This window comes from Sphingomonas guangdongensis (assembly GCF_900199185.1).
GTDB lineage: Bacteria > Pseudomonadota > Alphaproteobacteria > Sphingomonadales > Sphingomonadaceae > Sphingomonas > Sphingomonas guangdongensis.
This window is the reverse complement of record NZ_OBMI01000001.1, coordinates 837,491-858,009: the sequence shown is the minus strand read 5'-3', so window position 1 is coordinate 858,009 and position 20,519 is coordinate 837,491. Positions and strand designations below refer to the sequence as shown.

The 20,519-nt window shown below is 70.3% G+C and carries 19 protein-coding genes; 10 read left to right on the top strand and 9 right to left on the bottom strand.

The genetic code is table 11. From position 1 onward, the window contains the following. Positions 1 to 5: 5 nt before the first annotated feature. Positions 6 to 395, top strand: coding sequence for a hypothetical protein (locus tag CRO12_RS04025; protein WP_245858191.1), 390 nt, complete (start codon positions 6 to 8; stop codon positions 393 to 395). On the opposite strand, the gene CRO12_RS04020 is transcribed toward CRO12_RS04025, so the two are convergent. After that, complete coding sequence (locus tag CRO12_RS04020) at positions 380 to 1,300, bottom strand: LysR family transcriptional regulator (protein WP_097062682.1); 921 nt, start codon at positions 1,298 to 1,300, stop codon at positions 380 to 382. The genes CRO12_RS04025 and CRO12_RS04020 overlap by 16 nt on opposite strands. A gap of 96 nt (positions 1,301 to 1,396) precedes the next feature. Here CRO12_RS04020 and CRO12_RS04015 point away from each other — a divergent pair, with 96 nt between their 5' ends. Next, entirely contained in the window at positions 1,397 to 2,497 is a 1,101-nt protein-coding gene (locus CRO12_RS04015) for an aldo/keto reductase (RefSeq protein WP_097062681.1), read from the top strand. 67 nt (positions 2,498 to 2,564) lie between these two features. Then, entirely contained in the window at positions 2,565 to 3,080 is a 516-nt protein-coding gene (locus CRO12_RS04010; RefSeq protein WP_097062680.1) for a DUF2306 domain-containing protein, read from the top strand. A 1,337-nt stretch (positions 3,081 to 4,417) separates the two neighbouring features. Here the strand turns inward: CRO12_RS04010 and CRO12_RS04000 are convergent. The 8 genes from CRO12_RS04000 to CRO12_RS03960 form a co-directional block, all read right to left on the bottom strand. Then, positions 4,418 to 5,692: a dicarboxylate/amino acid:cation symporter gene (locus tag CRO12_RS04000; protein WP_097062679.1), complete on the bottom strand. Its 1,275-nt coding sequence runs from the start codon at positions 5,690 to 5,692 to the stop codon at positions 4,418 to 4,420. 178 nt (positions 5,693 to 5,870) lie between these two features. Next, positions 5,871 to 7,250 (bottom strand): Coenzyme F420 hydrogenase/dehydrogenase, beta subunit C-terminal domain, encoded by a 1,380-nt coding sequence (locus CRO12_RS03995; protein WP_245858189.1) that lies wholly within the window; start codon positions 7,248 to 7,250, stop codon positions 5,871 to 5,873. After that, positions 7,243 to 8,313 (bottom strand): polysaccharide pyruvyl transferase family protein, encoded by a 1,071-nt coding sequence (locus tag CRO12_RS03990; protein ID WP_097062677.1) that lies wholly within the window; start codon positions 8,311 to 8,313, stop codon positions 7,243 to 7,245. The genes CRO12_RS03995 and CRO12_RS03990 overlap by 8 nt, the downstream gene beginning before the upstream one ends. A gap of 2 nt (positions 8,314 to 8,315) precedes the next feature. Then, positions 8,316 to 9,290: a Gfo/Idh/MocA family protein gene (locus tag CRO12_RS03985; protein WP_097062676.1), complete on the bottom strand. Its 975-nt coding sequence runs from the start codon at positions 9,288 to 9,290 to the stop codon at positions 8,316 to 8,318. Next, positions 9,287 to 10,243 (bottom strand): MDR/zinc-dependent alcohol dehydrogenase-like family protein, encoded by a 957-nt coding sequence (locus CRO12_RS03980; protein ID WP_097063334.1) that lies wholly within the window; start codon positions 10,241 to 10,243, stop codon positions 9,287 to 9,289. Before CRO12_RS03980 ends, CRO12_RS03985 begins: the two co-directional genes overlap by 4 nt. Before the next feature lie 67 nt (positions 10,244 to 10,310). Next, a complete protein-coding gene (locus CRO12_RS03975; protein WP_097062675.1) occupies positions 10,311 to 11,255 on the bottom strand; it encodes a glycoside hydrolase 5 family protein in 945 nt (314 codons plus the stop codon). Then, the gene (locus CRO12_RS03970; RefSeq protein ID WP_097062674.1) at positions 11,252 to 12,067 is read right to left on the bottom strand and encodes a TIGR04290 family methyltransferase; all 816 of its coding nucleotides are present in this window, start codon (positions 12,065 to 12,067) and stop codon (positions 11,252 to 11,254) included. Before CRO12_RS03970 ends, CRO12_RS03975 begins: the two co-directional genes overlap by 4 nt. 961 nt (positions 12,068 to 13,028) lie before the next feature. Next, positions 13,029 to 13,604, bottom strand: coding sequence for a histidine phosphatase family protein (locus CRO12_RS03960; RefSeq protein ID WP_097062673.1), 576 nt, complete (start codon positions 13,602 to 13,604; stop codon positions 13,029 to 13,031). A gap of 173 nt (positions 13,605 to 13,777) precedes the next feature. On the opposite strand from CRO12_RS03960, the gene CRO12_RS03955 reads away from it, so the two are divergent. Genes CRO12_RS03955 through CRO12_RS03925 form a run of 7 tightly spaced genes read left to right on the top strand, consistent with a single transcriptional unit; the run spans position 13,778 to position 20,509 of the window. Then, on the top strand, positions 13,778 to 14,893 hold the full coding sequence (locus tag CRO12_RS03955; RefSeq protein WP_097062672.1) for an NAD-dependent epimerase/dehydratase family protein: 1,116 nt from the start codon (positions 13,778 to 13,780) through the stop codon (positions 14,891 to 14,893). Then, the gene (locus tag CRO12_RS03950) at positions 14,890 to 15,966 is read left to right on the top strand and encodes an SDR family NAD(P)-dependent oxidoreductase (protein WP_097062671.1); all 1,077 of its coding nucleotides are present in this window, start codon (positions 14,890 to 14,892) and stop codon (positions 15,964 to 15,966) included. The genes CRO12_RS03955 and CRO12_RS03950 overlap by 4 nt, the downstream gene beginning before the upstream one ends. After that, the gene (locus tag CRO12_RS03945; RefSeq protein WP_245858187.1) at positions 15,963 to 17,078 is read left to right on the top strand and encodes a glycosyltransferase family 4 protein; all 1,116 of its coding nucleotides are present in this window, start codon (positions 15,963 to 15,965) and stop codon (positions 17,076 to 17,078) included. The genes CRO12_RS03950 and CRO12_RS03945 overlap by 4 nt, the downstream gene beginning before the upstream one ends. Further along, positions 17,075 to 18,184 (top strand): CgeB family protein, encoded by a 1,110-nt coding sequence (locus CRO12_RS03940; RefSeq protein ID WP_097062670.1) that lies wholly within the window; start codon positions 17,075 to 17,077, stop codon positions 18,182 to 18,184. The genes CRO12_RS03945 and CRO12_RS03940 overlap by 4 nt, the downstream gene beginning before the upstream one ends. After that, positions 18,181 to 19,269, top strand: a complete 1,089-nt coding sequence (locus CRO12_RS03935) for a CgeB family protein (protein WP_097062669.1) — start codon at positions 18,181 to 18,183, stop codon at positions 19,267 to 19,269. The genes CRO12_RS03940 and CRO12_RS03935 overlap by 4 nt, the downstream gene beginning before the upstream one ends. Continuing rightward, positions 19,266 to 20,351 carry a CgeB family protein gene (locus CRO12_RS03930; RefSeq protein WP_097062668.1) on the top strand — a complete coding sequence of 362 codons (1,086 nt, stop codon included), beginning with the start codon at positions 19,266 to 19,268 and terminating at the stop codon, positions 20,349 to 20,351. Before CRO12_RS03935 ends, CRO12_RS03930 begins: the two co-directional genes overlap by 4 nt. Before the next feature lie 32 nt (positions 20,352 to 20,383). Beyond that, positions 20,384 to 20,509, top strand: coding sequence for an aa3-type cytochrome c oxidase subunit IV (locus CRO12_RS03925; RefSeq protein ID WP_245858185.1), 126 nt, complete (start codon positions 20,384 to 20,386; stop codon positions 20,507 to 20,509). The last annotated feature ends 10 nt before the right edge of the window (positions 20,510 to 20,519 follow it).

The following is a 20,519-nucleotide window of genomic DNA, read 5'->3' as shown; positions in this document are numbered from 1 at the left end:
TGGTGATGAAGGCCCTCTTGACCCTCGCTGCGCTCGCCGCGGCACCGCTGCCGGCACTGGCGCAGGATGCGCCGGTGAACGGCGTGACGATCGTCTACGGCGACCAGAAGTGCCCGACCAACGCCGAGGGCGACGAGATCGTCGTCTGTCAGCGCCGCGACGCGGGCGAGCAGTTCCGCGTGCCCAAGGAGTTGCGAAATCCCGAGATCAAGCCCGAGTACCAGGCCTGGGCGACCAAGGCGGAGGGCGCACTGTCGGTCGGCGCGACGGGGATCGGCAGTTGCTCGACGGTCGGCCCGGGTGGCGGCATCGGCTGCGCCAACCAGCAGTTCGGCGCCGCGCGGCGCGAGAACGCCGCGAAGGCACGCGCTGACCGCGCCTACGTCCCGAACTGAGCCGCGGGTCTGTCCGCCGGCCAGCGTAGCGCGTCGATCAGCGCGCGCAGCGCCGGCGTGACCTGCCGGTTCGGATAGTAGAGGTACAGGCCGGGGAACGGCACGCACCAGTCGTCCAGGACCTGGATCAGCCGCCCGTCGGCGATCTCCGCCGCCACGTCGACCTCGAACATATAGCCGAGACCGGCGCCGGCGCGGACCGCAGCGCCGGACAGCACCTCGTCCGTCGACACTAGCTGGCTGGACGGACGTACCTTGACCTCGCGACCGTCGCGCTCGAACTCCCACGGCAGCAGTCCGCCGTCGCCGCCTGACAGGCGGTAGTTGACGCAGCGGTGTTCCGACAGCTCGTCGGGTGAGCGCGGCTTCGGATGTCTGGAGAAATACTCGGGCGTGCCGACCACCACGGTCCTGAGGTCCGGGCCGACCCGGACCGCCACCATGTCGCGGTCGACCGTCTCGCCCAGTCGGATGCCGGCGTCGAACCCGCCCGCGACGAGGTCGCCCAGCCGCTCTTCCACAACCACCTCGACGGACACGTCGGGGTGGTCGCGCAGAAAACGTGGCAGCGCGGGCGCCAGCACCAGCCGCGCGCCCGAGCAGAAGGTGGTCAGCCGCAGCGTGCCCGACGGGGCGCCGCGCCAGTCGGCCAGTCCGGCAAGTCCCTGCGCCACCTGCGCGAGCGCCGGCCCCAGCGACTGCAGCAGCCGCTCCCCCGCCGTCGTCGGTGCGACGCTGCGTGTGGTGCGCGCGAGCAGGCGGACGCCGAGCCGCTGTTCCAGCGCGCGCATCGCATGGCTGAGCGCCGAAGGGGAAAGCCCGAGCTCGGCGGCGGCGCGGGTGAAGCTGCGCGCGCGGGCGACGGCCGCGAACGCCGCCAGGTCATCCAGATCGCCCCGTCTCATTGCTGCATCCTACTCACAAGCCCTTGCGGAAATCCCGTCCTAATCGGGTTGGACCGGCACCGCTATCTCGGGCGCAGTCACGCAGGAGATACAGCAATGGACCTCACCCACTATCGCACGCTCGGCCGCTCCGGGCTCGCCGTCAGCCCGCTCGCGCTCGGCACCATGACGTTCGGCGCGGGACGCTGGGGCGCGGACGAGGCGACCTCGCGCACCATCTTCGACGCCTATGTCGATGCCGGCGGCAACTTCATCGACACGGCCGATGTCTACTCCGGCGGCGATAGCGAGACCATGCTCGGCCGGTTCGTCGCGGCGCGCGGGCTCCGCGACCGGCTGGTGATCGCGACCAAGGCGGGCTTCGCGCGCACGCCCGGCAATCCGCTCGCGGGCGGCAACAGCGCGCGCAACATCCGGGACGGCATCGAAGGATCGCTGCGGCGGCTCGGCACCGATCGGATCGACCTGTTCTGGGGTCACGTCTGGGACCGGACAACGCCGGTCGAGGAGGTGCTGCGGGCGCTGACCGACGCGGTCGCACGGGGCGACATCCTCTACTACGGCTTCTCCAACGCGCCTGCCTGGTATGTCGCACAGGTCGCGACGCTGGCGCAGGCGCACGGCCTGCCCGCGCCGATCGGATTGCAGTACAGCTACAACCTGCTCGATCGCGGGGTCGAGCTCGACGTGGTGCCGGCGGGGCAGGCGCTCGGGCTCGGGCTGGTGCCGTGGAGCCCGCTCGCGGCCGGGCTGCTGACGGGCAAGTACGGGCGCGAGAAGCTGCGCGATGCAGGACCGGCGGGCGGCGTCCCCGATGCGGCGGGCGAGACGCCGACGGGCGGCAGCGACGGGCGGCTGAATGGCGACAATCCGTTCGGGGGCATGCTTTTCACGGAAGCGAACTTCGACGTGGTCGACGTGCTGCGCGCGGTGGCGGCGGAGCTCGGGCGGCCCATGGCGCAGGTCGCGCTCGCCTGGGTCGCAGGTCGACCCGGCGTGTCGTCGGTGCTGGTCGGCGCGAGCCGGGCAGAGCAGCTCCACGAGAACGTCGCCGCGCTCGACATTGCACTCGACGCGGACCAGCAGGGGCGGCTCGATGCCGCGGGCGCGCCGCCGCTGCTCAGCCCCTACTTCATCTTCGGCCTGCCTCGGCCGGTCATCTTCGGAAGCGAGGTGACGGTCTGGTCGCCGCAGTGAAGCGACTCGTTGCGCGCCCTTCGGCACCGCGATAGCGTGGCATCCGGGCTGTTCGGGGGGAACGCGCATGGCGACACTGGCGGAACCGACGATCGCACCGGCGCGGCGCGTGTCGCTCGCGCCCGACCGGTTCGAGCGGCTGCTCGGCATCGGGGCCGGCGTGCTGCTGGTGTTCGTCCTCGCCGCCTTGCTGCGCGGCCGCGCCGAATGGGGGCAGGTGCCCGCGGCGATTTGGCCACACATCGCGACGATCGTTGTTGCATTAGTGCTCACCGTGCCACTGATGCTGCGGCGCCGCGGTGATCGGTCGCACCGGGTGCTCGGGACGGTCTGGGTCGCGGCGATGATCGCAACCGCGCTCTTGTCGTTCCGCATCCACACGGTGAACGGCTCCTGGAGCTGGATCCACCTGCTTTCACTCTGGACGCTGGTGCAGGTGCCGCTGCTGTGGTGGCACGCGCGGCGGCACAACGTCGCGGGGCACCGCGCGGCCGTGCGGGGCATGGTCACGGGAGCGCTGCTGATCGCCGGCTTCTTCACCTTCCCCTTCAATCGGCTGCTTGGCCACTGGCTGTTCGGGTGAGCGAGGCAGCGCGGCCCGGCCGGGTGGCCGGGCTGATCCTGGTGCTGGTGTGGCTGTCGTGCGCGTGGTTCGGATCGTGGGAGTGGAACGCGAACAACGCGACGCGGCTGTTCGCTGCCATCACCATCGCGGAGGATGGCAGCGCGCGGATCGACCGCTTCGCCCCGCTGACCATCGACAAGGCGCAGTTCGGCGACCATTTCTACTCCGACAAGGCTCCGGGTACGACGCTGATGGCGCTGCCGGCGGTCTGGGCGGCGGAGGCCACGAGCGGCATGCGATCCGCCGATCTGTCCTTTTCCCCCTATGATCCGGCCGCCGACCGCTTCCTCCGCCTGCGCCTGAAGCTCGCCACCATGACCGGCGCGGCGCTGCTGACCGCGGCCGCGGCGGTGCTGCTGTTCGATCTGGGTACCGCCCTCGGCGGCTCTGCGGCGGCGGGCGTCTTCGCGAGCCTCGGCTTTGCGCTCGGATCGCCGATGTGGGGCTGGTCGACGACGCTGTTCGGGCACGCTCCGGTCGCGGCACTGTTCGTTGTCGCGATCTGGGCGGTGTGGCGGGGGACGGAAGGAACCGAATCGCGCGTGGGCCTGGCCGCCGTGGCCGGAGCAGCGCTCGGCTGGGCAGTTGTGATCGAATATCCTGCGGCGATCGGGGGTGCGGTGATCGGCGGCTGGGCGCTTGTGCGACTGTGGCGCTTTCCGCCCCCCGTCCGGGCCCGCGCGATCGGTGCCGCGGTGGCGCCGGCGCTGCTCGCGGGCGCGGTGCTGCTCGGCTACAACTGGCTGGCGCACGGTGCGCCCTTTCGGCTCGGCTACCAGGGCGTGGTCGGCTGGGACGGGATGCGCCAGGGGCTGTTCGGGCTGACCTACCCGCGTCCAGACGTGCTGTGGGAGGTGACGCTCGGCACGCGGCGGGGGCTGGTGTGGGTGGCGCCGGTCATGCTGACCGCGCTCGTCGGGATCGCACGGCTGATCCGGGCCCCGGCAACCCGCGACGTCGGCGTCATGGCGCTGGCGGGGGCGGTCGCCGCGATCGCGTACAACGCCGCCTATGTCTACTGGGACGGCGGCAACTCGACCGGCGCGCGCCACGCGGTGCCCGCGCTCGCCTTTCTCGCGGTCGGCCTCGCCCCCGCCTGGCAGGCGTTTCGCGCGACCGAGTGGCGGGTGCTGACGGTGGCGCTGCTCACGCTGTCGATCGCGGTCAACCTGGTGATCGCGGCGGCGGAGGTGACGAGCGGCGGCACCGGTGCCTTTCCGCTGTGGAGCGACGTGATCGTGGGGCGCTTCGCTGGCGGATACTTGCGCACCTTGCCGAACGAATGGTGGGGATGGTCAGCGTGGAGCGGGCTCGGGCTCTACCTGCTGATCGCCGGCGGGCTGCTCGTCACGCTGTTGCGGACGTTGCAGTCGATCGACGCAGGCGGCAACGGTCAGGTTGGCGCTCGCGCTCGGCACGGTGCGGGTCATGTCGAGCAGCCGGTCGAAGGGTAGCACCAGGCCGACGACGAGCGCGGTGCCCTCCGCCGACACGCCGACTGCGCCGAGCATCGCCGCGAGCATGAACAGGGACGCGGAGGGCACGGGCGCGGTGCCGAAAGCGGCAAGTGCGCCGGTCACCAGCATGGTCGCGAGCATCGCGCCGTCGGGCACGACGCCGAGCGCCTGGAGCGCGAACTGGCCGAGCAGCCCGACGTACATTGCCGTGCCGTCCTTGCCGATGCTCGCCCCGAGCGGCAGCACGGTGGAGGCGACCGCGCGGTCGAGGCCGAGCCGGGTCTGCGCGACCCTGAGCGCAACGGGGAGCGTCGCGGACGAGGACGCGGTGGAGAAGGCGACGGCGAGCGCCTCCACGATCCCGCGGTAGAAGCGCACTGGTCCTATTCGCGCGACGGCACGGAGCAGGGGGGCGTGAACCAGCGCCATCTGCGCGAGCGAGCCGATGACGACGCAGAGCGCGAGCCAGCCGATGTTGGTGAAGACGCCCAGGCCGGCCGTCGCGATTGCATTGGCGATCAGCGCGAGCACGCCGATCGGCGTGAACTCCATCACGATCCCGACGATGCGGAACAGCACCGCCGACAGGCCGGCGAGCAGGTCGGCGACCGGGCGTCCCGCCTCTCCGGCGGCGAGGGTGCCGATGCCGAGCAGGACGGCGGTGAAGATGATCGCGAGCATGTCGCCCTTCGCCAGTGCCTCCACAATGTTGACGGGCACGATGCCGACGAGTTGCTGGTAGGGCGTCACCGCCGGTCCGAGCGCGTGCGGGGCGACGCCGGCGAGTGCCGCGCCTTCGCCTGGGCGGAGTAGCAGCCCCGCCGCTATGCCGACCGCGACCGCGACAAGCGTGGTGAACGCGAACAGCGCAACCGTTCGCGCGCCCACGCTGCCCAGCCGGCGGACGTCGCCGAGTGCCGTGATCCCCGCGGCGATCGTGACCAGCACGACGGGCACGACCAGCATCCGGATCGCGCGGACGAACAGCTCGCCGAACACGGCCAGGTAAGGCGCCGCCGTGGGGGCGAACACGCCGATGAGGACTCCGAGCGCGAGGCCGCCGATGACACGCTGCCAAAGGGGATTGGCAAACCAGCGGCGGGTGAGCGTCATGCGGCAGAGTATGGACGAGTGAGGGAGCGGAGCAAGCGCCCAACTTCCCCTCACCCCGGACTTGACCCGGCACCTTCCCGTCACTCCGGCGAAGGCTGGGTCAATGTCTGTTGCGATCGTTCGATACGGCACCGCCAGTCGGGACAGACATGGATGCCAGCCTGCACTGGCATGACGGCTAGCTGTGCTTCTTGCCTTCAACCCGCGCGATCCACGCGCCCAGCCGCCAGCGGTGATAAGTCAGCGCCTCGTACAGGCGCAGGCTGGTGCGGGCCCAGCCGGTGTAGAGCGCGGGCACGCCGAGGATGCGTGCAGCGAGCGCCAGGCGGTGGCTCCACGCCGCGATGCCGTAGCGCAGCCGGTAGACGAGCTTGCGCCGCCAGCCGATCCCGGCGGCGGACGGCGCCACGCGCTTCCGCGGCCGTATGCCCCGTTTCCACCAGGTGAGACGGTAGGCGAGGCCCTGGCGGCGCTGACGAAAGCCGGCTTCCTGCGTGCCGGCGATGAAGGCGGCGTCGACTTCGGTGAGCGCGAGCCGGCCGTCGCCGATCGCCGCGCGCACCGCGGCCGCGAGCGCGGGCGAGCGGACGACCGCGACATTGGTGCCGCGCCCGTCGGACGAGTAGGGCTCGACCCAGGCATCGCCGAACGACACGTCGGCGGTTTCCGCGACCACGTCGTCGCACCAGTTGCAGGCGCTGTTCTGGAAGAAGCCCGCACCCCAGTCGCCGTCGGCCAGGTGCCACCAGTCCTGCCAGCGCGCGGTGCCGTCGGCGAGGGAGAGGTGCGCCGTGTACCAGTTGGCGGGGCGGTCCGGGTCCTTGCGGCGGTACTCCACCGCGCGGACGTCGGCCCGCGGCGCATCCAGCTGCCAGGCGAAGCTGTCGACGAACGCCGCGCTCTTCATGTGGCCGCAGAACAGCCCGAGCGTGTGGGTGACCCGCTCGGCGATCACCGGGTCAGTGGCGCGCAGTAGGTGCACCGCCTTGATGAAGCAGGGTATCCCGACGATTGCGTAGCGTCCCGGTGTCGCGCGGATCTCCTGGAGCACGTCGGCTAAGTCGACGGGGTAGTAGCGCGACTTGGATCCTTCCGCGATCTCGCCGGCGCTGCGCGAGATGCGGTAGCGGAACAGCCGCCCGTCGCGGTCGGTGGGCACGGTTGGGACGACGTGCGCGACGCCGTCGATTTGTCCGGTGCGGAGCAGCTCGGCCGCGACCCAGCTGACCATGCCGCCCGAGCTGCCGATCGCGCGAAAGTCGCCTTCGGCAACGTGACCGACGAACGCCGCCTCGAACCGGCCGAGCCGCTCGTCGGCGTGCGGCGCCGCCGGGAAGCGGGCGTCGGCGATCGCGCTCTCGTCGGAGGCGTGGGGACTGAACGGGCAGGTCTGCGCGAACGCCTCAGTGCGTTCCGACTGGCGCGCGCCCGCGGGCTTGCGCTGCCCGTAGCTGTCCCATTCCATGCGGCCATCAGGACGCGCGGCGCAGCTGCCGCAGCCGATGCAGAGCCCTGAGCGGGTAACGTCGCGCGGGGACAGCGCGACCGGATCAGCCAAGCGCCCGGTCCAAATAGGCGGCGGATTGGACGCGCAGCGCGGCGATACGCTGCCCGATTGCGGGAGCGAGCGGCTCGCCGATCAGCGCGTCGTACGCGTCGTCGGCGGTGGCTTCGTCGAGCAGGTGCGCACCCGCGTCCAGCTTGGCGGTGAGGTCGCGCAGCTTGTTGCGGCGATAGGGCGTGGAGGCGCAGACGAACGGCGTGCCGTTCACGAGCGCAAAGACGCAGCCGTGGAAGAAGTTGGTCGCAACCGCGCGCGCGCCCGCCATCATCCGGGCAAACTCGATCGGCCCGACGTCGAGCTGCTGCTCGTCGGCCCAGTCAGTGCGATAGCCAATCGAGACGAGGCGCGTGCCGGTCCGGTCGGCCCAGCCGCGAACGCGCATCTCGAACCAGTCCGGAAAATTGTGGCCGTAGACGACGGCGTAGTCGCCGGACGTCTTCGGCGCCTCGGCCGCGATCACCTCCGGGAACTGAAGGCAGGGATCGAGCACCAGCGTGGGCACCTCCCCCAGCGCTTCGGTCACCAGTCGCTCGGCATTGGCGTCGCGCACGGCGATCGCATCGAAGTTCCGCAGGCGCTCGGCCCAGTCCGCGCCCATGCCGCCGTCCGCGTCGTGGTTGCCGAAGCTGGCGGCGTAGCTGATCAGGCGATCGGTACGCAGGCCGTCGCCGAAGAACACCCGCTCGCCCGCGTACCAGGGGTGCGCAAAGTTCCATACCTCGTCGCTGCCGACCACGACCGTGTCGACCGGGTCCATCGCGGCCGGATCGTCTAGCGGGAAGGCGCGCGAGAGCGGCAGCGCGTCGATCGCCGCGACGAAGGCGCGGGTCTTGCGCCCGAACGCCGCGAGATCACTCGGCGCGGTGCGGCGCGGCAGCTGCGGCTGGAACGCGCAGCGCAACTCAGCGGCGGCGACGCGGCGGCTGTGATGATCAAGCAGCACCGCGTCAAACCCGCGGGCGCGCAACCCCTCCGTCAAGCAGCGCGCCTGCCAGTAGGAGCCATAGTTGATGCAGCGGTGAAAGGTGAGGACGCCGACGCGGCGCTGTTCGCCCATGCTCAGCGCCCGTAGATACGGTCGAGCACCTCGGCCGAGGCGGCGAACCAGCGTGCGGCGGAATCGAACGCGGTCGAGCGGGCGAGTTGCTCCGCCCACGCCGCCGCGGCGCGGCCGCCCCAGGCATCCGGGCCGCTGGTCAGCGCGGTCGCGCTGGTGCCCGCGAAATGCTGCGCGCTGAAATCGTAGAAACTGCCGTCGACGTTGCGGAGCGACGCGCCGCCGCCCGTGCCGTAGAAGTCGGCCGCTATTACCGCGTCCTGCCCGGCATTCAATCGCCAGGAGCAGGCGAGCCGCACGTCTGCCTCGCCGGCGCGGAAGCGGGCGCTGGCGTAATCCTCAACTGCGTCTGCGCCGAGCGGCGCGCCGTTTGCGAACAGCGCGGCCGAGACGTCGCTCACGGCCGGGAAGTCGAGCGCCCAGAGCGCCAGGTCGACCAGGTGAACGCCGAGGTCGATCACGCAGCCGCCGCCGGCCTGCGCCGGGTCGTAGAACCACGGCTTGTCGGGGCCGTAGGCGTTGTGGAAGGTCAAATCGACGGCGAAGATACGCCCGAGCGTGCCGCCGCGGATCAGCTCGGCGATCGCCTGCGTCCCCGCCGTGTGCCGATAGGACAGGTCGACGCCGAGCAGCTGGTCGGCGCGCTCGGCCGCGGCGATCACCGCGTTCACCTCCGCAGCGGTCCGGCCGAGCGGCTTCTGGCAGAACACCGCGACGCCGGCATCGAGCGCGCGGATCGACTGCTCCGCGTGCATTGCCGATGGGGTCGCGATGACGATCCCGTCGAGGTCGAGCGCGAGCATGGCGTCGAGATCGTCGACGACCTGCACGGCAGGCGCGTAGCCGGACGCTTCCTTGATGCAGGTCGGTGACGGATCGGCGATCGCCGCCGCCTCCACAGCCCCGGTCGCGAGCATCGCCTCCATCCGGTGGCGCCCGATCCAGCCGACGCCCAGGAACCCGACGCGCGGCTTCACGACAGCATCACCAATGCCTTGACGAAACCTTCCGGCTTGTCGCGGGTCGCATCGAGCGCTTCGCCCAGCTGGTCGAGCGTGTAGCGGTGCGTGTAGAGCGGCGCGGGGTCGAGCCTCCCGCTCGCGACCGCGTCTATCGCTTCCTGCACGCCGCGCAACTGCACCTCTGCGTCGCGCTCGTGCGCGTTGACGACGTCGATGCCCTTCCAGTTCCAGTTCTGCATGGAAACCTGGCGCGGGCCGTCCTGGTGGTAGCCGGCGATCACCAGCCGGCCGCCGAACGCGATCAGCTCGCCGGCGAGGTCGAGCGGCCACTGCTTGCCGACCGCCTCGATCACGCGCTCGCACATGGCGCCGTCGGTCAGCGCCTTGACCTGGTCGATGATGGCATAGTGATCGTGCATCGGGATCGTCTCGGCCGCGCCGTAATGGCGGGCGAGATCGAGCGATTCCTGCCGGCGCGAGATGGCGATCACGCGGGCACCCGCGTCGGTCGCGAGCCTGGTCAGCACCGCGCCCAGGAAGCCGATGCCAATGATCGCGACGGTCTGACCGGGCTGGATGTCCGAACGACGAAAGATGTTGAAGGCGCAGCCGAGCGGTTCGCCGGGGAAGGGCTGGCCGTCTAGTTGGGGCGGCAATTTCGCGACCATCGACGCCTTGGCGACGTCGGCGTCTGCGAAGCTGCGGTAAGACAGCGCCGCCACCCGGTCGCCGGGGGTGAGGTCGTCGATCTCGGCGCCGACCGCGTCGATCACGCCCCAGCCCTCATGGCCCAGACCGCCGGCGTCACCCGGGTAGGTCATCCAGTCGAGCCCGGCCCAGGGCTCCAGGTTCGACGCGCAGACGCCGCACCCTTCCAGGCGGATGCGGACCTCGTCGGCGGCGGGCTCGGGCGCGGGCACGTCGGCGATGGTGATGGTGCCGGGCGCGGAGAGGACGGCGGCGCGCATCAGCACGCGCCCGGGACGGTACAAGCGGACATGGGGACTTTCGCGGAGAAGAAGGGTGCGAGCGGTATTAGCCGTTTGCCGCAAGCGGGGCGCCGCGCGCAACCTCCATCGTCGCGGGCGACGCGGGGGCGTAGCGATCGATCATTTCCGCGCAGAAGTCGGCGAACTGCTGCGGGTCGCGCGCCGGGCTGGTGTGATGCGGCTGAACGCCGAGATGCTCGGGCGTGAAGCAGAAGGTCACGGTGACGTCGAAGTCGGCCAGCGCGTCCATCTGCCGGTCGAACCAGTCGCGCGCGTTCGGGCGGAAGCTGTCCGCCCAGCTGAGGCCGGTGCGCAGCTTGCGGGTGCCAAGCCGCTTCATCCAGGCGACCGCATCGTCCAGCCGCGGGTCCTGGTAGTGGAACCACTGCATCAGCCCCATCTCGCCCGCGACCTTGGCATATTCCTCGAGACCCGGCTTGGGGGTGCCGTCGGCGCGGATCAGCCCCATGTAGAAGTGGCGGTAGTAGCTCGATCCTTCCGCCTCGCGGTGGCGGGTGGTCGCGCCCCATTCCTGCGGCAGATCGAACAGCGAGTACCAGAAGATCTGCGGCACCCGCCCGATCAGCAGCTCGGCGGTGCGCTTGACGCCGAACACCTGCACCTCCTCTGCCCCGAACGAGCCGACGCCGACTTCCGTCACCCACACCGGCTTGTCCGGCACGGCCGCCTCGATCTCCGCGATCTTGTCCGGCCAGGCGTGGATCGACCACAAATTCCAGTCGAGCGGGAAGCCGTGCACCGCAACCACGTCGACGGCATCAAGCGCGCCGTGCCCACGCAGGCGGTTCACCCACAGGGGATCGATCGGCGACATGCCGCCCAGCACGCGCGTGATCGCGGGATTGATGGCGTGGATCGATGCGCCGGCGCGGATCACCGTGTCGGCGTAGATGCTCCAGTCAGGATCGAGATCGGGGTCCCAGTGCGACTTGTTGTTCGGCTCGTTCCAGATCATCGCCGCTTCGATCAACGCGCATCCCCTGTCTCAGTGCTGCCCCGCGCCGGATAGACGGCGTTCGGTCCGAAGCGTCCGTAGGGTAAATCGGTTACCGAACAAAGATATACCTCCGGCTCTGGCTGCGCCTCGATCCGGAACCCGGCGGAGCGGAGCATCGCGGCGCTGGCGGCGGCGTTGGGCGCCCACCAGTTGGTCCAGTCGTCGGCGAAGCGCTGCTCGATGAAGTGCAGCTTGGGAAAGGCGTGATCGTCGAACATCGGCGGCGGCGTCAGCGTGCCGGGCACGAAGAAGGGGTGGTTCTCCGGCGCCTCGTACGGCTCGAGCGCGCCCTGCTGCATCGTCTGGAACAGCAGGAGATCGCCCGCGACATGCTCGCGGATCAGGTCCAGCGCGAGCAGCGGGTGGCGCAGGTGGTAGAGCACGCCCATGAAGATCACGAGGTCGAACTTCTCGCCGAGCGCGCCGACGTCGTAGACCGACAGGTTGCGGAACTCGAGCTGGTTGAAGCCGAGTACTTCGCTCGCGAGCCGCGCCTGGGCGAGATAGCGCTCATCGCTGTCGATCCCAACGACCCGCACCGCGCCGCGCTTCGCCATCTCGACCGAGTAGAAGCCGGCATTGCAGCCGATATCGAGCACCGACTTGCCGGTTAGATCGGTCGGGATGACGTGAGCGAACTGCTGGTACTTGAAGGACGGATAGTCGCCCAGAAAGTGATCGGGCGCGGTCCGGATGCCGCCGAGATCAATGTTGTGGAACCAGGGGCCGAGCGCGTCGATGCGTGCGCGCAGGTCATCCTTGCTGATCAAATCCGCGGCGCTCATCCAATACCTTCCACGCAAAGTCGTTACGCGAACGATCGGACGCTGGCGCCGTTCCGCCGTAGTGGGCAGGGTTCGGCAGGGGAACCACCGGCACGAGCATGGATTTGCGCAACTGATGGACGGAATGGCGGCGTGGACGGCGGCGATGCGCGCCGAGCGGTGGACCGACGCGTGGGCGATCCAGTCGTGCTCGCTGGCCGAGCGCGATCCCACAACCCGAGACGACCCGCGCCGGCCATACCACCAGCGCTGGGTTTGGGACGGAACGCCGGTGGACGGGCGCGACGTGCTGGTGCGCTGCTATCACGGACTCGGCGACACCATCATGTTCGCACGTTACCTGCCGCTGCTGCTGCAGCGGGCGCGGTCCGTCACGTTGGAGGTGCAGGAACCGCTTCTGGAATTGCTTGCTCCAATAGCCGCGGGAGCGATGATCGTCCCGTTCGACGTCGCACGACCACTGCCGCCCGCCGACTGCGACGTCGAGGTGATGGAGCTCGGCTGGGCGCTGGCGGCAGCTCCGGACGCGGTCGCAATCCCGTATCTGCGCGCCGAGCCGGTAGCGTTGCCGCTCGGCACGCTCGGCCTCAATCACCTGACCAGCGCATGGGACCCGGACCGTGCCGTACCAGCCGAGCTGCTCGCGCCGCTCTGCGCGAAGCGGCCCTGCATCGTGCTGCGGCCGGAGGCGACGACGCTCCCGGTCCTCAATCCCGACGGCTGTCCAGGCGCCCTGGCGGACACGGCGGCGCTGATCGCGGGATCGGCGCTCGTCGTTACCGTGGACACGGTGATCGCGCATCTCGCCGGCGCTCTCGGGGTACCGACCTGGGTGCTGCTCAAGCACGAGTGCGACTGGCGCTGGAACCCTGAGGCGCGCACCAGCCCTTGGTACCCGTCGGTCCGGCTCTATGCGCAGCCGACGTCCGGCGATTGGTCGACAGTCGTGAAGCAGGTCCGTTCAGACCTGAGGCCGCTCGTTGATCGCGACGATGCGCGTGTCACCCGGCGCGAGTACGACCGTGCTGACCGACCCGGGATCGCAGCCGATCTGGAACATGCGGGCGAACGGCAGGCCGAGCAGTTGCGCGACGATCCCGCGGATCACGTCGCAGTGCGTCACGCACAGGACGGGCGATCCCGTGTCCGGTAGCGTCCACAGGTAATCGAGCGCGCGGGCGGCCGCCTCCCCCATCGTTTCGCCGCCGGGGCAGCGCGCGGTTTCGCGCTCGGCATTCCAGCGGTGCCAGTCAGTGTCGCTTTCCAGCGCTGCGAAACTCCGTCCCGTGAAATCGCCGAACTCGATCTCGTCAAGCGCCGGCGCGGTGATGACCGGACGTCCCAGCGCGGCGGCGGTCTCCCGGGTTCGGCGGCGCGGGCTCGCGTGGACCGCGGCGAGCGGACGCGCGCCGATCCACCGCGCAAGCGCGGCGGCCTCGGCGCGACCGCGCGCATCCAATGCGATCTCCGAACGGCCGCTCAGCACGCGTCCGACCTCCGCGTGGTTGCCGTGCCGGGCGAGCAGAATCATGGTCATGCCGCCGCTCTAGCCATTTGCGAGCAAGCTATATAGCTTGACCGCTTGCCGCACGCCGGAACAAAGATGAAGAAGAAGCATTGGACGTTCGGAACCGGAGCGTAACGAGCGCCCTATTGCAACGGTTTGGCAGTAAAAGGGGCAATGATGACGATCGACGCGGGGGGAAGAGCGTGAGCGAAACAGTACTGGTCACGGGAGGAGCCGGGTTCATCGGACGGTTCGTGACGCGCGAACTGCTGGCCCGCGGCAACAAGGTCCGCGTGCTCGACGCGCTGATCCCGCAGGTTCACGGCGATGGTGGTCGCCCCGCCGATCTGGCGAGCGACGCCGAACTGATCCACGCCGACATCCGCGATGGCGACGCGGTCGCCCGCGCGCTGAAGGGCGTGGACAGCGTCATCAACCTGGCCGCCGAAGTCGGCGTCGGCCAGTCGATGTACGAGGTCGAGCGCTATACCAGCGTCAACGACGTCGGCACCGCCGTGCTCTTTGAGCGGCTGATCGACCATCCGGTGCGCCGCGTCGTCACCGCATCGTCGATGAGCATATACGGCGAGGGGCTGTACGCCGACGCCGACGGCATCCTGGTGGAGAATGCCGAGCGCGGTATCGTCCGCGACGGGCAGCAGCAGTGGGATCCTGTCGATGCGCAGGGCCGCGTTCTGAAGCCGATCGCCACGCCCGAGTGGAAGCGCCCGAGCCTCGCGTCGATCTACGCACTCAACAAGTACGTGCAGGAGCGCACCACCCACATCATGGGCGCGCCGTACGGCATCGAGAGTGTCTGCCTGCGGCTGTTCAACGTCTACGGCCCCGGCCAGGCGCTTTCCAACCCGTACACCGGCGTGCTGGCGATCTTCGCCTCGCGCCTGCTGAACGGGCAGCAGCCGATGATCTTTGAGGACGGGGAGCAGCGCCGCGACTTCGTCCATGTGACGGACGTCGCCCGCGCCTTCGCCGACGCGCTGGTGCTGCCCGAGGCGGTCGGGCAGACCTTCAACATCGGCTCCGGCCAGGACCGCTCGGTGACCCAGGTTGCCGAGGCGCTGGCGCAGGCGATGAACAAGAACGAGATCGCGCCGGAGATCGTCGGCAAGGCGCGGATCGGCGACATCCGCCACTGCTTCTGCGACACCGCGCTCGCCGCCGAGCGGCTCGGCTTCACCGCACGGCAGGACTTCGTCGCGGGGCTCGCCGAGCTTGCTGAGTGGGTCGGGCAACAGACAGCGACGGACAACGTCAGCAAGGCGCGCGCCGAGCTCGAGCGCCGGGGGCTGGTCGCTTGAGCGGCGCGCCGATCCTCGTCACCGGCGGCGCGGGATTCATCGGGTCGAACCTGGCGGACACGCTCGCGGCGCAGGGCCGCGACGTGGTCGTCTATGACGCGCTGTCGCGGCCGGGAGTCGAGCGCAACCTCCAGTGGCTGCAGGAGCGGCACGGCGCGCGGATCACGCCGGTGATCGCCGACATTCGCGACCGCGACGCCCTGACGCGCGCCGTCGGGGAAGCCGACGCGGTGTTCCACATGGCGGCGCAGGTCGCGGTGACCACCAGCCTCGACAATCCGCGCGACGATTTCGAGATCAACATTGCCGCGACCTTCGACCTGCTGGAGGCGGTGCGCTCGACCGGTCGGCGCGTCCCGGTCGTGTTCGCGTCGACCAACAAGGTCTACGGCGACCTCACCGACCTCACCTTCGTACGCGGACTTCAGGGCTATGTGCCCGCTGAGCTGGAGATCGCGGCGCACGGCATCGGCGAGGACCGGCCGCTCGACTTCCACACGCCCTATGGTTGCTCCAAGGGCGCGGCCGACCAGTATGTGCTGGATTACGCGCGCAGCTACGGCGTGCCCGCGACCGTGCTGCGGATGAGCTGCATTTACGGCCAGCGCCAGATGGGGACGGAGGATCAGGGCTGGGTCGCGCACTTCCTGATCCGCGCGCTGACGGGAGAGGCGATCACGCTCTACGGCGACGGGCACCAGGTCCGCGACATCCTGGACGTGTCGAACGCGGTCGACGCGTACCTGTCAGCGTGGCGCAACATCGATGCGGTCGCGGGGCGCGCGCTCAATCTCGGCGGCGGGCCGGCGAACGCGGTCTCGCTGCGCGTGCTGCTCGACCACATCGGCACGCTGACCGGTCGCGACGTGGACGTTCACTTTTCCGACTGGCGCGCGGGCGACCAGCGCTACTTCGTCGCGGATACGCGCGCGGCCGAGGCGGCGCTCGGCCTGAAGCCGAAGGTCGCCTGGCGCGACGGTGTCGCGCAGCTCGCCGGCTGGCTCGCCGCAGAGCGTGGGCTCAGCCTGGCGCCAGTCGTCGAGCAGCCGGTCCGTCGCGCCGCGGCGCTGTGAGCGCGGGCACGGCGATGCGACTGCTGCTGACCGCGGATTCGGTGGGAGGCGTGTGGCAGTACGCGCTCGACCTCGCGCAGGCGCTCGGCGCCCACGGTGTCGCGACGACGCTCGCTCACATGGGTCCGGCACCGAGCGCGCATCAGCGCAGCGACGCAGGCGCCGCCGGCGTGACGCTGGTCGAGACGGGCCTGCCGCTCGACTGGCTCGTCGACACGCCCGGCCCGGTGCTGGCGGCGGGTACGACGATTGCCGCGCTCGCGGCGGAGAGCGGGGCCGACCTCCTCCAGGTCAACATGCCGAGCCTTGCCGCTGCGGCGGGCGCAGATGTGCCGGTGATCGCGGCGGCGCACGGTTGCGTCACCAGCTGGTGGGCGGCGGCGTACCCCGGCGAGCAGCTGCCGGCGAGCTTCGACTGGCATCGGCGGCTGACCGGCGAGGGTCTGCGCGCCGCCGACCTGGTGGTCGCGCCGACCGCCGCCTACGCGCGGATCGTCGCGCGCCATTACGGCCTGCCGCGCGTGCCCGCCGTGGTTCACAACGGCCGCCGCGCACTGGTCGCGTCGCCGGCCGCGCGGACGAGCGATCGGGCGTTCACCGCCGGGCGGCTTTGGGACCGGGTCAAGCGCACCGACCTGCTCGACGCGGTGGCGGCGCTGCTGCCCGTACCGTTTCTCGCGGCGGGGCCGGTTAGCGGGCCGCACGGCGAGACGGTCGCGCCGGCGCACCTGCAGCTGCTCGGCGTGATCGATGAGGCGAACCTCGCCGCCGAGCTCGCCGCGCGGCCGATCTTCGTGTCGGCGGCGGTGTTTGAGCCGTTCGGGCTCGCGGTGCTGGAGGCGGCGGCGGCGGGGTGCCCGCTGGTGCTCGCCGACCAGCCGGGCTTCCGCGAGCTGTGGGAGGGGGCGGCGGTGTTCGTGGGCGCGGACGACGCGAACGGCTATGCGCGAGCCGTTACGATGCTGCTCGACGACGCCGGTCTGCGCGACCGGCTGGGCGACGCGGCGCGCGCGCATGCCCGGCGCTACACGGCGGCGGCCATGGCGGAGGGGATGATGGCGCTGTACCGGCGCGCACTCACGGAGCGGCAGCCAGCGGGGCGGGCGGCATGAAGATCGCGTACTTCACCCACAGCCTCGCCTCGTGCTGGAACCACGGCAACGCGCACTTTGTCCGCGGCGTGCTGAGCGAGCTCCTCGCGCGCGGGCACGACGTGCGCGCCTTTGAGCCCGCGGGCGCATGGAGTCTCGCCAACCTGACCGGCGACCACGGCGACGCTGGGCTGGACGCCTACCGCACTGCTTACCCTGAGCTGTCCTCAACCGAGTTCGAGGCCGATGCCGATGTCGCCGACCTGATCGGCGATGCCGAGCTGGTGATCGTGCACGAGTGGAATGACCCTGCGCTGGTTGCCGCTGCTGGCCGGGTACGCGCGCTGGGCGGGCGCTTCCTGCTGCTGTTCCACGACACGCATCACCGCGCGGTCAGCGCCCCGCACGAGATGCAGGCGTTCGATCTTTCCGCGTACAACGGCGTGCTGGCATTCGGCGAGACGCTGTCGGCGGTGTACCGCGACTGGGGCTGGGAGGGTCGGGTCTGGACCTGGCACGAGGCCGCCGACCTGCGCCGCTTCCATCCGCCGAGCGAGGAAGGCGAGCGCGCCGGGCTGGTGTGGATCGGCAACTGGGGCGATGGCGAGCGCACTCGCGAGATCGAGGATTATCTGCTCCGCCCCGCAGCCGAAGCTGCCTTGGGCCTCGACATCTACGGCGTCCGCTACCCGGACGAGGCAAAGGCGATGCTCGCCCGGCACGGCGCGCGCTATCACGGCTGGGCGCCGAATGCCGCCGCTCCGGGCATCTTCGCGCGCCACCTCGCCACCGTCCATGTGCCGCGGCGCTATTACACGACGATCCTGCCCGGCATTCCGACCATACGCGTGTTCGAGGCGCTGTCCTGCGGCATCCCGCTCGTTTCCGCGCCGTGGGATGATGCGGAAGGCCTGTTCCGGCCCGGCACCGACTACCTGGTCGCGCCCGACGGCGCTGCGATGACGCGGCACCTGCGCGATCTGGCGAACGACGCCGACCTGCGCGTGGCGCTGGTCGCGAGCGGACTGGAGACGATCCACGCCCGGCACAGCTGCGCGCACCGCGTCGACGAACTGCTGGCGATCGTCGCCACGCTCAATCCTGCGCTCACCAAGGACGCTTCATGAAAATAGCCTTTTACGGCTCCAGCCTGCTGTCGTCCTACTGGAACGGCGCGGCGACCTACTACCGCGGCATCCTCAAGGCATTGGCGGGCCACGGCTACGACATCACCTTCTACGAACCCGACGCGTTTGACCGGCAGCAGCACCGCGACATCGATCCGCCGGCCTGGTGCCGGTCGGTCGTCTACCCGGCGACCGACGAAGGCCTGAGATCCGTGCTGGCGGAAGCGGGCGGTGCCGACATCGTCGTCAAGGCAAACGGTGTCGGCGTGTTCGACCGCGAGCTGCTGGAGGGCGTGGTCGCCGGCGCGCGGCCGGGCGCACTCAAGATCTTCTGGGACGTCGATGCGGCGGCGACGCTGGACGAAATGCGCGGCGACGCGTCGCACCCGGTGCTCGCGGCCCTGCCGGCGCTCGACTATGTCCTGACCTACGGCGGCGGGCCGCCGGTGATCGACGCCTACCAGGGTTTCGGCGCGGCGAGCTGCGTGCCGGTCTACAACGCGCTCGATCCCGACACTCACCACCCGGTACCGCGCGACGAGCGCTTTGCCTGCGACCTCGCCTTCCTCGGCAATCGCCTGCCCGACCGCGAGGCACGGGTCGAGGAGTTCTTCCTCAAGCCCGCCGCGGCGCTCGCCGACCAGTCGTTCCTGATCGGCGGCAACGGGTGGGAGACGAAGGACATGCCCGCCAACGTCCGCCACCGCGGTCACGTCTACACGGCCGAGCACAACGCCTTCAACTGCACGCCGCGCGCGGTGCTGAACGTCGCACGCGACTCGATGGCGCACATCGGCTTCTCCCCGGCCACGCGCGTGTTCGAGGCGGCGGGCGCGGCGGCGTGCCTGATCACCGATGCGTGGGAAGGGATCGAGCAGTTCCTGCAGCCCGACCACGAAGTGCTGGTCGCGCGTGATGGGCAGGACGTGGCGGAGCATCTTCGCGCGCTGACGCCCGAGCGGGCCGAAGCGATCGGCCGGGCGGCGCTCGCGCGCGTGCTGGCCGAGCACACCTATGCCCTGCGGGGCGAACAGGTCCACGCGCTATTCCAGGCGCATGTGGCTCGGGCGCGGGAGGCGGCATGAAGCTCGTCGTCCTCGGCCTAAGCCTCGGGTCGTCGTGGGGCAACGGCCACGCGACCACGTTCCGCGCGCTGCTGTCCGCCTTTACCGAGCGCGGCCACGAGGTGCTGTTCCTGGAGCGCGAAGTGCCCTGGTACGCCGGCGCGCACCGCGACCTAATTGATCCGGACTGGTGCCGGCTGGAGTACTATCCCGATCTCGCCGCGCTGGAGGACTGGCGGGGCGAGGTCGCCGGCGCCGATGCGGTGATGGTCGGCTCCTACGTGCCCGACGGTGTCGCCGTCGGTTGCTGGGTGCAGGACGTCGCCCGCGGCACCACCGCCTTCTACGACATCGACACGCCCGTCACGCTCGCGAAGCTGGCGCGCGCGGACTACGAGTACCTCTCGGCCGAGGTGATCCCCGGCTACGACCTGTACCTGTCGTTCACCGGCGGGCCAACGCTCGACCGGCTGGAGCGCGACTTCGGCTCGCCCGCGGCACGCGCGCTCTACTGCTCGGTCGATCCCGCCCGCTACCAGCCGCTCGACGTTCCGAAGAGGTGGCATCTCTCCTATCTTGGCACCTACAGCGACGATCGCCAGCCGACGCTGACCCGCCTGCTTCTCGATGTCGCGCGCGCCTGCCCGGAACGGCGGTTCGCTGTTGCGGGGCCGCAGTATCCTGTCGACATCGACTGGCCGGCGAACGTCGAGCGCATCGAGCACCTGCCGCCGGCCGAGCACGCCGCCTTCTATAGCGCCTCGCGCGCAACGCTGAACGTGACGCGCGCCGACATGATCGCGGCGGGCTGGTCACCATCGGTGCGGTTATTCGAGGCGGCGGCATGCGGCACGCCGATCGTCTCGGACCGCTGGAACGGGATCGAGGACGTGCTGACACCCGGCGAAGAGATCGTGCTCGCCGACACCACGTTGGACGTCGTGCGTGCCCTCGATAGCGACCTGGCCGCAATCGGTGCAGCGGCCCGTGCCCGCGTGCTCGGCGCCCACACCGCCGCTCACCGTGCCGCCGAACTAGAGCGCTATCTTGCCGAGTCCGCCGGTTCGCGCCGCGCCCTTGAGCGGGCCGGGGCGGAAGGCTAGATTGCCGCCAGATCGAATAACAGGAGCAGTGCGTGGCCGATCAGAGTGATATGAAGGCGCATGTGTCGACGTACAACAGCGTCATGGCCTTTCTGAAGTGGGGAACGGTCGCGTGCGCGATCGTCGCGGCCGCGGTGGTCTGGATTATCGCGAGCTGAGCGCCGAGCG